General features: G+C 68.7%; 13 protein-coding genes. 10 read left to right on the top strand and 3 right to left on the bottom strand.

The features are described from left to right. The first annotated feature begins 18 nt into the window (after positions 1-18). Both pdxS and pdxT read left to right on the top strand, forming a co-directional pair. Entirely contained in the window at positions 19-912 is an 894-nt protein-coding gene (gene pdxS / locus DC434_RS08680) for a pyridoxal 5'-phosphate synthase lyase subunit PdxS (RefSeq protein WP_116634900.1), read from the top strand. Then, positions 902-1,510, top strand: a complete 609-nt coding sequence (gene pdxT / locus DC434_RS08685; protein ID WP_116634901.1) for a pyridoxal 5'-phosphate synthase glutaminase subunit PdxT — start codon at positions 902-904, stop codon at positions 1,508-1,510. Before pdxS ends, pdxT begins: the two co-directional genes overlap by 11 nt. Here the strand turns inward: pdxT and DC434_RS08690 are convergent. Next, positions 1,507-2,886: an aminotransferase class V-fold PLP-dependent enzyme gene (locus DC434_RS08690; RefSeq protein ID WP_116634902.1), complete on the bottom strand. Its 1,380-nt coding sequence runs from the start codon at positions 2,884-2,886 to the stop codon at positions 1,507-1,509. The genes pdxT and DC434_RS08690 overlap by 4 nt on opposite strands. 44 nt (positions 2,887-2,930) lie before the next feature. Beyond that, positions 2,931-3,617 (bottom strand): PHB depolymerase family esterase, encoded by a 687-nt coding sequence (locus tag DC434_RS08695; RefSeq protein WP_116634903.1) that lies wholly within the window; start codon positions 3,615-3,617, stop codon positions 2,931-2,933. An 88-nt stretch (positions 3,618-3,705) separates the two neighbouring features. Between DC434_RS08695 and DC434_RS08700 the strand changes: the two genes are divergently transcribed. From DC434_RS08700 to DC434_RS08735, 8 genes are all read left to right on the top strand, one after another. Then, positions 3,706-4,467: a YebC/PmpR family DNA-binding transcriptional regulator gene (locus DC434_RS08700; protein WP_116634904.1), complete on the top strand. Its 762-nt coding sequence runs from the start codon at positions 3,706-3,708 to the stop codon at positions 4,465-4,467. A gap of 46 nt (positions 4,468-4,513) precedes the next feature. Continuing rightward, positions 4,514-5,074, top strand: coding sequence for a crossover junction endodeoxyribonuclease RuvC (ruvC, locus tag DC434_RS08705; RefSeq protein WP_116634905.1), 561 nt, complete (start codon positions 4,514-4,516; stop codon positions 5,072-5,074). A 27-nt stretch (positions 5,075-5,101) separates the two neighbouring features. Next, complete coding sequence (gene ruvA, locus DC434_RS08710; RefSeq protein WP_116634906.1) at positions 5,102-5,722, top strand: Holliday junction branch migration protein RuvA; 621 nt, start codon at positions 5,102-5,104, stop codon at positions 5,720-5,722. Next, positions 5,715-6,740: a Holliday junction branch migration DNA helicase RuvB gene (ruvB, locus tag DC434_RS08715; protein WP_116634907.1), complete on the top strand. Its 1,026-nt coding sequence runs from the start codon at positions 5,715-5,717 to the stop codon at positions 6,738-6,740. Before ruvA ends, ruvB begins: the two co-directional genes overlap by 8 nt. Positions 6,741-6,815: 75 nt before the next feature. Then, on the top strand, positions 6,816-7,217 hold the full coding sequence (locus DC434_RS08720) for a preprotein translocase subunit YajC (RefSeq protein ID WP_347707145.1): 402 nt from the start codon (positions 6,816-6,818) through the stop codon (positions 7,215-7,217). Positions 7,218-7,272: 55 nt separating this feature from the next. Beyond that, positions 7,273-9,039, top strand: a complete 1,767-nt coding sequence (gene secD, locus DC434_RS08725) for a protein translocase subunit SecD (protein WP_116634909.1) — start codon at positions 7,273-7,275, stop codon at positions 9,037-9,039. Further along, positions 9,039-10,028: a protein translocase subunit SecF gene (secF, locus tag DC434_RS08730; protein WP_116634910.1), complete on the top strand. Its 990-nt coding sequence runs from the start codon at positions 9,039-9,041 to the stop codon at positions 10,026-10,028. Before secD ends, secF begins: the two co-directional genes overlap by 1 nt. A 69-nt stretch (positions 10,029-10,097) precedes the next feature. Further along, positions 10,098-12,350, top strand: a complete 2,253-nt coding sequence (locus DC434_RS08735) for a bifunctional (p)ppGpp synthetase/guanosine-3',5'-bis(diphosphate) 3'-pyrophosphohydrolase (protein WP_116634911.1) — start codon at positions 10,098-10,100, stop codon at positions 12,348-12,350. On the opposite strand, the gene DC434_RS08740 is transcribed toward DC434_RS08735, so the two are convergent. Then, positions 12,337-12,888: a type IV toxin-antitoxin system AbiEi family antitoxin gene (locus tag DC434_RS08740; protein ID WP_165808038.1), complete on the bottom strand. Its 552-nt coding sequence runs from the start codon at positions 12,886-12,888 to the stop codon at positions 12,337-12,339. The genes DC434_RS08735 and DC434_RS08740 overlap by 14 nt on opposite strands. Positions 12,889-12,920: the final 32 nt, after the last annotated feature.

The raw sequence follows: 12,920 nt of genomic DNA on the forward strand, positions 1-12,920 counted from the left end.
CACCCGACAGGAGTCCTCATGACCGCCCAGACCACCACCGGATCCTCGCGCGTCAAGCGCGGCCTCGCAGAGATGCTCAAGGGCGGCGTCATCATGGACGTCGTCACCGCGGACCAGGCGAAGATCGCCGAGGATGCCGGCGCCGTCGCCGTCATGGCGCTCGAGCGCGTTCCGGCCGACATCCGTGCGCAGGGCGGCGTCTCGCGGATGAGCGATCCCGACATGATCGACAGCATCATCGACGCCGTCTCCATCCCGGTGATGGCGAAGGCGCGCATCGGGCACTTCGTCGAAGCGCAGGTCCTGCAGGAGCTCGGTGTCGACTACATCGACGAGTCGGAGGTGCTCTCGCCGGCCGACTACGTGAACCACATCGACAAGTTCGGCTTCAAGGTCCCCTTCGTCTGCGGCGCCACCAACCTCGGCGAGGCTCTCCGCCGCATCAACGAGGGTGCCGCGATGATCCGCTCGAAGGGCGAGGCCGGAACCGGCGACGTCTCCGAGGCGATGAAGCACATCCGCAAGATCCGGGGCGAGATCGCCGCTCTGACGGCCCTCCCGAAGGACGAGCTGTTCGTGGCGGCGAAGGAGCTGCAGGCGCCATACGACCTCGTCGCCGAGATCGCCGAGACCGGCAAGCTCCCCGTGGTGCTCTTCGTCGCGGGTGGCGTCGCGACGCCGGCGGATGCCGCGATGATGATGCAGCTCGGGGCCGACGGCGTGTTCGTGGGCTCGGGCATCTTCAAGTCCGGAAACCCTGCCGAGCGCGCGAAGGCGATCGTGAAGGCCACCACGTTCTTCGACGACGCGAAGGTCATCGCGGAGGTCTCGCGCGGCCTCGGCGAGGCGATGGTGGGCATCAACGTGACCGATCTGCCCGCTCCGCACCGCCTCGCCGAGCGTGGCTGGTAGTCCCCGGGTCGGCGTCCTCGCGCTGCAGGGCGACGTGCGCGAGCACGCCGCCCTGCTCGCGGAGCTGGGCGCCGACGTCACGCTCGTCCGCCGCCCCGAGGAGCTGGCGGCCGTCGACGGCCTCGTGATCCCGGGTGGCGAATCCAGCGTGATCGACAAGCTGTCCCGGATCTTCGGGATGCAGGAGCCGATCCGAGCCGCGATCGCCGCGGGGATGCCGATGCTCGGCACCTGCGCCGGACTCATCATGCTCGCCGACACGGTCGTCGACGCGATCGACGGGCAGGAGTCGTTCGGCGGCATCGACGCCGTGGTGCGGCGCAACGCCTTCGGCAGGCAGGTCGAGTCCTTCGAGGCCGAACTCGCCGTCGCGGAGCTCGGACCGGATCCGGTGAAGGCCGCCTTCATCCGCGGTCCCGTCGTCGAATCCGTCGGACCCGGCGCGGAGATCCTCGCGGCGCTGCCGGACGGACGCGTCGTCGCCGTCGAGCAGGGCGGCCTGCTCGGGCTGAGCTTCCACCCCGAGATCACGGGGGAGACCCGCTTCCATCGGCGGTTCCTCGACCGGGTACGCGCCGTCACCGCGGCAGCCGCCTAGATCGCGACCAGTCTGCGGATCGCCGCGACCGTGAGCTCGATGTCGCCGGGGGTCGTCGCCCACGACGACATCGAGCAGCGCAGCGACGCCCTCCCGCGCCACTCCGCGCCCGTGACGGCTGCCGTCCCGTCGTGCAGGATCGCCTCGCCCAGCGCCCGGGTCGCGGCATCCGATCCGGCCCGGAACATGACCTGCGTGTAGTCGACCTCGTTGAGGACCTCGATCTCCTCGATCGAGGCGAGACCCGCCGCCATCGCGACCGCGTTCTCATGCAGGCGGTCGATGAGGCCCGCGACCCCGGAGCGTCCGAGGCTCCGCAGTGCCGCCCAGGCCGGCACACCGCGGGCGCGACGCGAGAGCTCGGGCGTGACATCCCAGGGATCGAGGCCGGAGTAGATGAGGTAGTCGCCGCCGGTCCGGAAGGCCGCGATCGAGTCGGCAGGGTCGCGCACGATCGCCATTCCGCAGTCGTAGGGCACGTTCAGCGTCTTGTGCGCATCGGTCGCCCACGAATCCGCCTGCTCCATCCCGGTGGTGAGCCGACGCAGGTCTTCGGATGCCGCGGCCCAGAGCCCGAATGCGCCGTCGACGTGCACCCAGGCTCCGTGCTGCTTCGCGAGGGGGATCAGCGCCTGGAAGTCGTCGAACGCCCCCGTGTGCACCTCACCGGCCTGCAGGCAGACGATCAGCGGTCCCTCGCCGTCACCGAGCGCGCGCTCGAGGGCATCCGGCCGCATCCTGCCCTGATCGTCGGAGTCCACGACCGTCAGCTCCGCGCGCCCGATGCCGAGGAAGCGCGCGGCGCGGTCGATCGAGCCGTGCCGATCCGCGCCGACGACGAAACGCAGCGGGGGAGCGTCTCGCACGCCCCTCTCTGCGATGTCCCATCCCGCGCGCGCCATGACCGCGTGACGCGCGGTGGCGAGGCAGGTGAAGTTCGCCAGCTGACCTCCCGTCACGAAGCCGACACTCGCGGATGAGGGGAGCCCGAACAGTTCCAGCATCCATCCACCGGCCACACGTTCCATCGCGACGGTCGCGGGTGTGAGCGTGGACGAGCCGGAGTTCTGGTCCCACGCGGAGACGAGCCAGTCCGCGGCCAGGGCGGCCGGATGCGTGGCACCGATCACGAAGCCGAAGAAGCGGCCGCCGGGGATGGCAACGAGACCGGGCTCCGCGTGCTCCGCCATCTCGTCGATCACCTGTGCCGGGTCGGTGCCGGCCGCCGGCAACGGTCCGCCGAAGGCAGTCAGCATCTCGTCGAGGGCCGCCCGCGGCCAGACCGGTCGGTCGTCGAGCGTCCCCAGGAATTCCGTCGCACGGCGGTGTGCGGCGTTGAGCGCACGGGTTCTGTCGTCGAGGCCACTCTGGTCCATGGGGTCAGGACTACACCCGCGAGCCGTCGCGCACCAGACGATGATCAGTCGACGCGTCGGTGGGAGAGCAGCCACTCGTAGAACCGGGGATTCTCGTACGTCTCGGTCCAGGAATCGTGGCCGACGCCCGCGTAGCTCGTGAACCGCACGTCGGCGCCGAGTGACCGGAGTTCGCTCACGATCTGCTCCGTGGCGGAGATCGGCACGACATCGTCGGCGTCGCCGTGGAACGCCCAGACGGGCAGGTTCCGGATCGGCGCAGCACTCTGCAGCCACAGCCCGCCGCAGATGGGGGCGATGGCGGCGAACCGATCGGGGTAGCGCACCGCGAGGCTCCAGGTTCCGTAACCGCCCATGCTGAGTCCGGTGACCGCGATGCGCGCCGGATCCACGCGGTGCGCCGCGACGGCCTCGTCGAGCAGCCCGGCCAGCGTCGAGAGCTCTGCGACCCACTGACTCGATTCGGGGCACTGGGGGGTGACGAGGATGAAGGGGAAGTCTCGGCCGGCATCCGCCAGCTTCGCCGGGCCGTGCAGCGCGGCGAGGTCGAGGTCGTAACCCCGTTCGCCCGAGCCATGCAGGAACAGCACGAGCGGCCAGCGCCTGTCCGAGTCGGCGTCGTAGTCGTCCGGCAGATGGACCAGATATCGCAAGGTGTCGGCTGGTGTCGGTTCGTCGTCGCGCACCTCGGATGAGCGGAGGACCGGGGTGATGTGTCGGGATCTGCGCATATCTCCATCCTGTGCCACTCGCGCGGTTCGTTAGACTTGACGATGCCCTGGGTGCGAACTCCGGGGCGGATACGACGAGCGGAGACTAATGTCCGGGCATTCCAAGTGGGCGACCACGAAGCACAAGAAGGCCATCATCGACTCCCGCCGGGCGAAGTCGTGGGCCAAGCTCATCAAGAACATCGAGGTCGCGGCCAAGCTCGGCGGCGCTGACCTGGCCGGAAACCCGACGCTGTTCGACGCGGTGCAGAAGGCGAAGAAGACCTCTGTTCCCAAGGACAACATCGACCGCGCGGTGAAGCGCGGTGCGGGCATCGGCGGCGAAGCCGTCGAGTACCTGTCGATCATGTACGAGGGGTACGGCCCCAACGGCGTCGCCCTGATGATCGAGTGTCTGACCGACAACAAGAATCGCGCGGCCGCTGAGGTGCGCACGGCTCTGAGCCGCAACGGCGGCACCCTCGCCGACCCCGGCAGCGTCGCGTACAACTTCAGCCGCAAGGGCGTCATCGTCGTCGGCTCCGAGGGTACGACCGAGGACGACGTGATGATGGCGGCGCTCGAGGCGGGTGCGGAGGAGATCGAGCCGCACGCCGAGGGGTTCGAGGTCATCACCGAGGCGCATGATCTGGTCGCGGTCCGCAGTGCGCTGCAGGAGGCCGGGATCGACTACGAGTCCGCCGACGTCGAGTTCGTCCCGAACCTCAAGGTCGAGATCGACGCCGACACCGCTCGCAAGATCTTCCGTCTCATCGATGCGCTGGAGGACAGTGAGGACGTGCAGAACGTGTTCACGAACTTCGACCTCTCGTCCGAGGTGCAGGCGGAGCTGGAGAACGACGACGCCTGAGGCGAGCCTGACGCTCCTCGTCGGGCGTCCGGCTTAGCCTGGGGGAGTGACCTCCTCCCTGCGCGTCCTCGGCATCGATCCCGGCCTCACCCGGTGCGGTGTCGGGGTCGTCGACGTCGACCGCTCCCGCCGCGGGACGCTTGTGCACGTGGGGGTCATCCGCTCGTCTCCGGATGCCGAGATCGGCGACCGTCTCGCGATCGTCGCAGCCGGCATCCGCGAGGTGATCGCCGAGCATCGACCGGATGCCGTGGCTGTCGAGCGCGTGTTCGCGCAGCAGAACACCCACACCGTGATGGGCACGGCGCAGGCGAGCGGCGTCGCGCTGCTGATCGCGGCGGAATCCGGGCTTCCCGCCGCCACGCACACGCCGAGCGAGGTCAAGGCGGCGGTCACGGGGTACGGCTCCGCCGACAAGCGCCAGGTGCAGGCCATGATCGCCCGCATCCTGCGCCTGGACGCCCCGCCGCAGCCGGCGGATGCGGCGGATGCTCTCGCGATCGCGCTGTGCCACGCCTGGCGCCGGGGAGGTGCGGTCGCCACGCAGGGGGCGCTCACACCGGCGCAGCGCGCCTGGGCTGCCGCAGAGCGTGTCGCTCGAACATAGCTACGAGTGACGCCGTAGGCTGAGGGGATGATCTCCTCTCTGCACGGCGTCGTCCTGCACACGACGCCCGACCAGGTCGTCGTCGAGGTCGGCGGCGTCGGCTTCTCCGTGGCCGTCCCGACCGATGTGGCTCACACGGCGACGGTGGGAGAGCGGCTCCAGCTGCACACCAGCCTCATCGTCCGCGAGGACTCGCTCGCGCTGTACGGGTTCGCCGAGCGCGACGAGCTGGAGATCTTCGGGTTGCTGATCAGCGTCACGGGCGTCGGTCCGAAGTCGGCGCTGGGCGTCCTGTCGCATCTGACGGTCGATCAGATCGCCGAGGCCGTGACGTCCGAAGACGATGCACCCTTCCGGCGCGTGTCCGGCATCGGGCCCAAGACCGCCAAGCTCATCGTGCTGCAGCTGGCCGGCAAGGTCCATCCGACGTCGACGCCGAAGCGGACCGCGGCATCGGCCGGCACCGACGTCGTCTCCCAGGTCGCTGCCGCGCTCGTGGGCCTCGGCTGGTCGGAGCGCGTGGCTACCGAGGCGGCGACGCAGACCGCTGCCGATGCGACGGATGCCGAGCGCGGCTCTGTCGCGTCGCTCCTGCGGCGCACGCTCGCCGTGCTGGGACCGGCTCAGGGAGGCCAGGCGCGTGTCTGACGCCCGCGATGCCACCGAGCCCGTCGACGACACCGAGCTCGCGATCGAGGGCGCACTGCGCCCCGCGAGCCTCGACGAGTTCGTCGGTCAGCAGAAGGTCCGCGGGCAGCTCCAGCTGCTCCTGGAGGCGGCCCGCATCCAGAGCCGACCCGCCGATCACATCCTCCTCGCAGGCCCTCCGGGTCTCGGCAAGACCACGCTCGCGATGATCGTCGCGCACGAGAGCGACCGACCGCTGCGACTGTCCAGCGGGCCCGCGATCCAGCACGCCGGCGATCTCGCCGCGCTCCTGTCGAGCCTCGTCCCCGGCGAGGTGCTGTTCATCGACGAGATCCACCGGATGGCCCGCTCCGCGGAGGAGATGCTGTACCTCGCGATGGAGGACTATCGCATCGACATCATGGTCGGCAAGGGCGCCGGCGCGACCAGCATCCCGCTCGAGCTCGCGCCGTTCACGCTGGTCGGTGCGACGACCAGGTCGGGTCTGCTGCCCAATCCGCTCCGCGACCGCTTCGGGTTCACCGGACACCTCGAGTTCTACGACGAGCGAGAGCTCGAGCAGGTCATCGAACGGTCGGCGATCGTGCTGGGCGTGGAGATCCCCCAGGACTCGCTCGCCGAGATCGCCCGACGCTCCCGGGGCACACCCCGCATCGCGAACCGCCTGCTCCGGCGCGTGCGCGACTATGCCCTGGTGCACGGCGACGGCTCGGCGACGATCCACGACGTCCGCGCCGCGCTCGAGCTCTACGACGTCGACGCGATCGGTCTCGACCGGCTGGATCGTGCCGTGCTGGAAGCACTCGTCCGGAGGTTCCGCGGCGGCCCTGTGGGACTCAGCACGCTCGCCGTCGCGGTCGGAGAAGAGGGCGAGACCGTCGAGAGCGTCGTGGAGCCCTACCTCGTCCGCATCGGCTTCCTCGGACGGACACCGCGGGGCAGGGTTGCCATGCCGGAGGCGTATGCGCACCTCGGAGTGGCCCACCCCGACGGGGCGCTTCGCCTTGATGACCTATAATCGCTGAAGACTTCCCCCCGGATACCTCTGTGCGCCCAAAGGCTGGTGCGTGCACCTGAGAAAGGCGCTTCCCCCATGCCCATGGAATTCATCCTCTTCGGCCTTCTGGCCGTTCTCCTCGTCTTCATGATCTTCAACACGCGCAAGCGCACGAAGCAGATGAAGGCCGAGCAGGAGGAGAAGGCGACCAAGACCGTCCCCGGCGTCAAGGTGCTGCTGCAGGGCGGGATCTACGGGACGATCGTCGCGTACGACCCCGAGGACCTCGATTCCCCGGCGCTCGTCGAGATCGCTCCCGGCACCATCATCGAGGTGCACAGCCAGGCCATCCTCCGCATCGTGGAGCCCAAGGACGTCGTCGTCGAGGAGCCCGCGGTCGTCGAGGACGACGTGGTGGCCACCGAGACCGATGCTCCCGCGATCGAGACCACCGAGGAGACGCGTGCGCGTCTCGAGCGGGACGCAGACGACAAGTAAGACCGCCGCCAGCGCTGCCTCTCGCATCTCCGGCATCTCAGAAAGCTGAACACACGTGGCTTCATCCTCTCCGGTCCGTCACGCCTGGCGGGTCCTCCTCGGCCTGCTCCTCGTGACGGGCGTGCTCTTCGGCATCAACTCGCTGGGCGTCTACCTCATCAAGGACGGCAACGGGGAGGCGGCGAGCTCGTGGACGCCGGAACTCGCCCTCGACCTGCAGGGCGGCACGCAGATCGTCCTGAGCGCCGAGACCGAAGACGGCGCTGCCCCCTCGTCTGAGCAGCTCGACCAGGCCGCGGCGATCATCCGTCAGCGTGTCGACGCATCGGGTGTCGCCGAGGCCGACATCACGACCGAGGGCGGACAGAACATCGTCGTCCAGATCCCCGGTGTCGCCGACGAGCAGACCCGCGAGCGGATCCAGTCGAGTGCTCAGCTCGAGTTCCGCCCGGTGCTGGCCACCAACGCGGCCACCACGGACTTCGTCGGCGAGGACGGCAACTCCACGCCGTTCCCGTCGCCCGATCCGTCGCTCAACGCGACGCCGACCACCGAGCCCACCGACCCCAGCGACCTGGCCTGGGTGACCGAGAAGCTTGCCGCGGAGTTCCAGGCGTATGACTGCGCCAACCCGGACAACGACCCGGCGCGCGCGCCGAAGGACGAGCCGCTCATCGCGTGCTCGCCCGACGGAGCCCAGAAGTACCTGCTCGGCCCGGCCGAGCTCGACGGCACGGCCATCACCGACGCGGCCGCCGGTCGCGACCCCAAGTCGGGAGCCTGGCTCGTCCAGCTCACGATGAGCGGCTCCGGCGGAGACGCCTTCGGCGTCGTCAGCACGCGCCTGAACCAGAACCGCATCGACGGACTGTCGCCGCGGGACCAGTTCGCGTTCGTGCTCGACGGCAGCGTCCTCAGCGCCCCGCGGATGAACGGCGTGATCCTCGACGGTCGGCCGAGCATCTCGGGCAGCTTCACGCAGGAGAGTGCGACGACCCTCGCGGACCAGCTGAAGTTCGGCGCTCTGCCGCTGAGCTTCACCGTGCAGAGCTCCGACACCATCTCCGCGACCCTCGGAACGCAGCAGCTGCAGATCGGCCTGATCGCCGGCCTCATCGGACTCGCGCTCGTGGCCATCTACTCGCTCATCGTCTATCGAGCGCTCGGCTCGGTGATCATCGCCTCGATCGCCGTGATGGCCGTGCTGACCTACATCATCATCTGCATCCTGGCCTGGCGACTGGGCTTCCGCCTGTCGCTCGCCGGCGTCGCGGGTCTCATCGTGTCGATCGGATTCACCGCCGACTCGTTCATCGTCTACTTCGAGCGAATACGAGACGAGCTCCGCGACGGCAAGTCGATCACCTCGGCCGTGGAAGACGGCTGGGGTCGCGCCAAGCGCACGATCTACATCTCGAAGTCGATCAACATCCTCGCGGCGGTCGTCCTGTACATCCTCGCGGACTCGACCGTGAAGGGCTTCGCGTTCACGCTCGGCCTCACGACCCTGATCGACGTCTTCATCTTCGTGATCTTCACGCACCCCGTGATGCAGCTCCTCGCGCGAACGAGATTCTTCGGCGGGGGACACAGGCTGTCCGGTCTCGACCCCGAGGCGCTCGGCGCGGTCTACCGCAGTCGGTCGCAGTTCCGTGAGGTGTCGACCGTCACCACCGGCCGCGGGGCGAAGAACGCCCGCGCGAGAGGTGAGGCCGACCGTCGTCAGACGATCGCCGAGCGGAAGCGCGCAGAAGCCCTGGCGGGGGAGAGACCTGCCAACGCCGACAGTTCGACCAAGGGAACCGGGGAGGGAGACGCCTGATGCCTTCCATGAATGAGTTCGGCAACAACCTGTACTCGGGGAAGACCTCTTTCCCGTTCGTCGGCAAGCGCCGGCTCTGGTTCATCATCGCGATCGTGCTCGTCGTCGGCTCGGCGCTCGTGCCGCTGATCCGCCCGATCCAGTTCTCGATCGAGTTCACCGGCGGGTCGCAGTTCACGGTGCAGGCACCGGACAGCCTCGACCAGGAGGCGGCGACTGCCGCCGTGCAGTCGGTCGTGCCTGGCGCGGCCACCAAGGTCGTGGTCGTGAGCGACCGCGACATCCGGGTGCAGACCGATCAGATGAGCGCCGACGAGACGCAGCAGGTCGCTGCGGCCCTCGCCGACGCGTACGAGGTCGATGCCGCCGACGTGACGTCGTCGTTCATCGGTCCGGCCTGGGGTGAGAACGTCACCAAGCAGTCGCTGTGGGGCCTGGCGATCTTCCTGGCGCTGACCTTCCTCATCCTCGCGATCTACTTCCGCACGTGGAAGATGTCCGCCGCGGCGATCATCGGTCTCCTGGACGTGCTCGTGATCACGGTCGGCGTCTACGCGCTGGCCGGCTTCGAGATCTCGCCCGCCGCCGTGATCGGCTTCCTGACGATCCTCGCGTACTCGCTGTACGACACCACGGTCGTGTTCGACAAGATCCGCGAGAACACCACCGAGGACGGGGAGAAGTCCGCCCGGCTGTTCGGAGAATCCGTCAACCTCGCCGTGAACCAGACACTCGTGCGATCGATCAACACCTCGGTCGTCGCGGCTCTGCCCGTCGGCGCGGTGCTCTTCATCGGCGCCTTCTGGCTCGGCGCCGAGTCGCTCACCGACATCTCGCTCTCGATCTTCGTCGGCATCCTCGTCGCGACGTACTCGACGCTGTTCGTCGCCGCTCCGCTCTACTCGCTGTTCCGCGAGAACGAACCGCAGCTGAAGGAGCGGGACGCCCGCATCCGCGAAGCCCGCAGCAAGGCGTCCGTCGACGCCTGATCGTTCCCTCTCGCGGGAGCTCGTCCCGCACAGCACGCGTAAGATGAGAAGATTCGGGAAGGTGAATGGATGGCGGAGCCGCAGACGTCGTCGCAGGGATCCAGTCTGCGACGACTGGTGCCCCGCATCTTCTCGCGCGCGTCCAGGATCAACGACCTCGACAACCTGATCCGCACCGTCCGTGCCAACCACCCCCGAGGTGACTTCCCGGTCATCGAGCGCGCCTACGCGGTCGCCAAGGAGAAGCACGAGGGCCAGAAGCGTCAGAGCGGCGAGCCGTACATCACGCATCCGCTCGCGGTCGCGCAGATCCTCGCCGAACTGGGGCTGGGCCCGCGGGCGATCGCCGCAGCCCTGCTGCACGACACGGTCGAGGACACGGGCTACGCGCTGACCGATCTCACGGCCGAGTTCGGCGACGAGGTCGCGATGCTGGTCGACGGCGTCACCAAGCTCGACAAGGTCAAGTACGGCGAGAGCGCTCAGGCCGAGACCGTCCGCAAGATGATCGTCGCGATGTCGAAGGACATCCGCGTGCTCCTGATCAAGCTCGCCGACCGCCTGCACAACGCGCGCACCTGGGGTTTCGTCCCGCCGGAGAAGGCGGCGAAGAAGGCCAAGGAGACGCTCGAGATCTACGCGCCGCTGGCCAACCGACTCGGCATCCAGGCCATCAAGTCCGAGCTCGAGGACCTCTCGTTCGCGGTGCTGCACCCGAAGATCTACAACGAGATCCACAGTCTCATCGCGCAGCGCACGCCGCAGCGGGAGAAGTACCTCGGCCAGGTCGTCGAGGAGATCGACGAGGATCTGCGCGATCTCCGCATCCGCGGCAAGGTCGTCGGACGCCCGAAGCAGCTGTACTCCGTCTACCAGAAGATGGTGATCCGGGGTCGCGAGTTCGACGACATCTACGACCTGATCGGGATCCGGGTGCTCGTCGCCTCGGTCCGTGACTGCTACGCGGTGCTCGGTGCGATCCACGCCCGGTGGACGCCGCTGCCCGGCCGGTTCAAGGACTACATCGCGACGCCGAAGTTCAACCTGTATCAGTCGCTCCACACCACGGTGATCGGGCCAGCGGGTCGCACGGTCGAGATCCAGATCCGCACGCACGAGATGCACCAGCAGGCGGAGTATGGTGTCGCCGCGCACTGGATGTACAAGGAGCGGATGAACGGCGGCGGCAAGACCGAGGTCCGCGCCTCCGACACCGACATGGCCTGGCTCGCCCACATCTCCGACTGGCAGGCCGAGACGGCCGACCCGGGTGAGTTCCTCGACTCTCTGCGCTTCGAGATCGGCGCCAAGGAGGTCTACGTCTTCACGCCGAAGGGGCGTGTGATCGGTCTGCCGTCCGGTGCGACACCCGTGGACTTCGCGTACGCCGTGCACACCGAGATCGGCCATCGCACGATGGGCGCGAAGGTCAACGGACGCCTCGTGCCGCTGGAGTCCGAGCTGAAGAGCGGCGACGTGGTCGAGGTGTTCACCTCGAAGAACCCGGATGCCGGCCCCAGTCAGGACTGGCTCGGATTCGTGGCGAGCACCCGCGCACGGAACAAGATCCGCGGCTGGTTCACGAAGGAGCGTCGCGAAGAGGCGATCGAACAGGGCAAGGAGGCGATCGCTCGGGCGATGCGCCGGCAGAACCTGCCGCTGCAGAAGCTGATGAGCCAGGATTCCTTCGCGGAGGTCGCCCACCAGCTGCACTACGAAGACGTCTCTGCCCTGTACGCCGCCGTCGGTGAGGGACACGTCTCGACGCAGTCCGTCCTCGAGAAGGTCACCGCGCTCGTCGCGGCGAGCGACCCGGCGACCGGCACCATCGACCTTCCCGGGAGCGTCCCCACCCGCGAACCGCGTTCGGGCGACTCGGGCGTCCTGGTCCGCGGAGCCGCCGACATCCTGGTCAAGCTCGCGAAGTGCTGCACCCCGGTTCCGGGCGATGCGATCGTCGGCTTCGTGACGCGCGGCAGCGGCGTCTCGGTGCACCGTGCGGACTGCGTCAACGTCAAGGCGCTGAGCGCCGAGCAGGACCGCTTCGTCGACGTCTCCTGGGCGCCGACGACGAAGAGCGTGTTCCGCGTGCAGATCCAGGTCGAGGCGCTGGATCGCTCCGGTCTGCTCTCCGACGTGACGAGGGTGCTCAGCGAGCACCACGTCAACATCCTGTCGGCGACGGTCACGACCAACGACGAGCGCCTCGCGCTGAGCCGGTTCGTGTTCGAGATGGGCGATGCCGTGCACCTCGATCGCGTGCTGAACGCGGTGCGGAGGATCGACGCGGTCTACGACGTGTACCGCGTCACCTCGTCCTGAGGTCCAGACGCTCCAGCGCCGCGAGACCCACGCGGCTCCCCGGCACGCGTCGGAGGGAGCGGAGCACGGGTGCCGTCTCCGCGGGGAGTCCGGGGCGGAGCAGCGCCAGGCGCTCCATCCACGCCTGCATCCGGGGATCCCTGTGCAGGGCGGTGGCGAGATCGAGCATCGTGCGCGCGGGCGTCGAGACGGCGATCCCGCCGATCAGCTGCATGTCGGGTGCGGGCAGCACCGTGTCGTGGAAGACGAGGCGCGCGCTCGTGCGCGGACGAAGGCGTCGGTCCACCGCGCGCTTGACGTGGTGGACCGACGGGGCCGCATCACCGGCGCCGTGGATCCACGCCGCCGTCGGTCCCGACGCCGCTGTTCCCGGATGCACGAAGACGGCGACGGATGCCGCGCGGAGATCGGCTGTCTCGACCAGGTCGGCCGGCGCATAGGCCTCGCCGATCTCGAACACGTGCCCGTCGATGCGGGCGGCACTCAGCTCCGCCTGGCTCAGGCGGGCGCCGGGCACATACAGGAACGCGGGGTGCATCACGCCAGTGTGGCGTGATGCACCCCGCGTGC

It is taken from the genome of Microbacterium sp. TPD7012, assembly GCF_003075395.1.
Classification (GTDB): Bacteria; Actinomycetota; Actinomycetes; order Actinomycetales; family Microbacteriaceae; genus Microbacterium.

What these genes read in the sequence shown, in the direction of transcription:
- pdxS (WP_116634900.1), top strand. Translation starts at nt 19, where the DNA reads ATGACCGCCCAGACCACCACCGGATCCTCGCGCGTCAAGCGCGGCCTC.
- DC434_RS08690 (WP_116634902.1), bottom strand. Translation starts at nt 2,886, where the DNA reads ATGGACCAGAGTGGCCTCGACGACAGAACCCGTGCGCTCAACGCCGCA.
- DC434_RS08695 (WP_116634903.1), bottom strand. Translation starts at nt 3,617, where the DNA reads ATGCGCAGATCCCGACACATCACCCCGGTCCTCCGCTCATCCGAGGTG.
- DC434_RS08700 (WP_116634904.1), top strand. Translation starts at nt 3,706, where the DNA reads ATGTCCGGGCATTCCAAGTGGGCGACCACGAAGCACAAGAAGGCCATC.
- ruvA (WP_116634906.1), top strand. Translation starts at nt 5,102, where the DNA reads ATGATCTCCTCTCTGCACGGCGTCGTCCTGCACACGACGCCCGACCAG.
- DC434_RS08720 (WP_347707145.1), top strand. Translation starts at nt 6,816, where the DNA reads ATGCCCATGGAATTCATCCTCTTCGGCCTTCTGGCCGTTCTCCTCGTC.
- secF (WP_116634910.1), top strand. Translation starts at nt 9,039, where the DNA reads ATGCCTTCCATGAATGAGTTCGGCAACAACCTGTACTCGGGGAAGACC.
- DC434_RS08735 (WP_116634911.1), top strand. Translation starts at nt 10,098, where the DNA reads ATGGCGGAGCCGCAGACGTCGTCGCAGGGATCCAGTCTGCGACGACTG.
- DC434_RS08740 (WP_165808038.1), bottom strand. Translation starts at nt 12,888, where the DNA reads ATGCACCCCGCGTTCCTGTATGTGCCCGGCGCCCGCCTGAGCCAGGCG.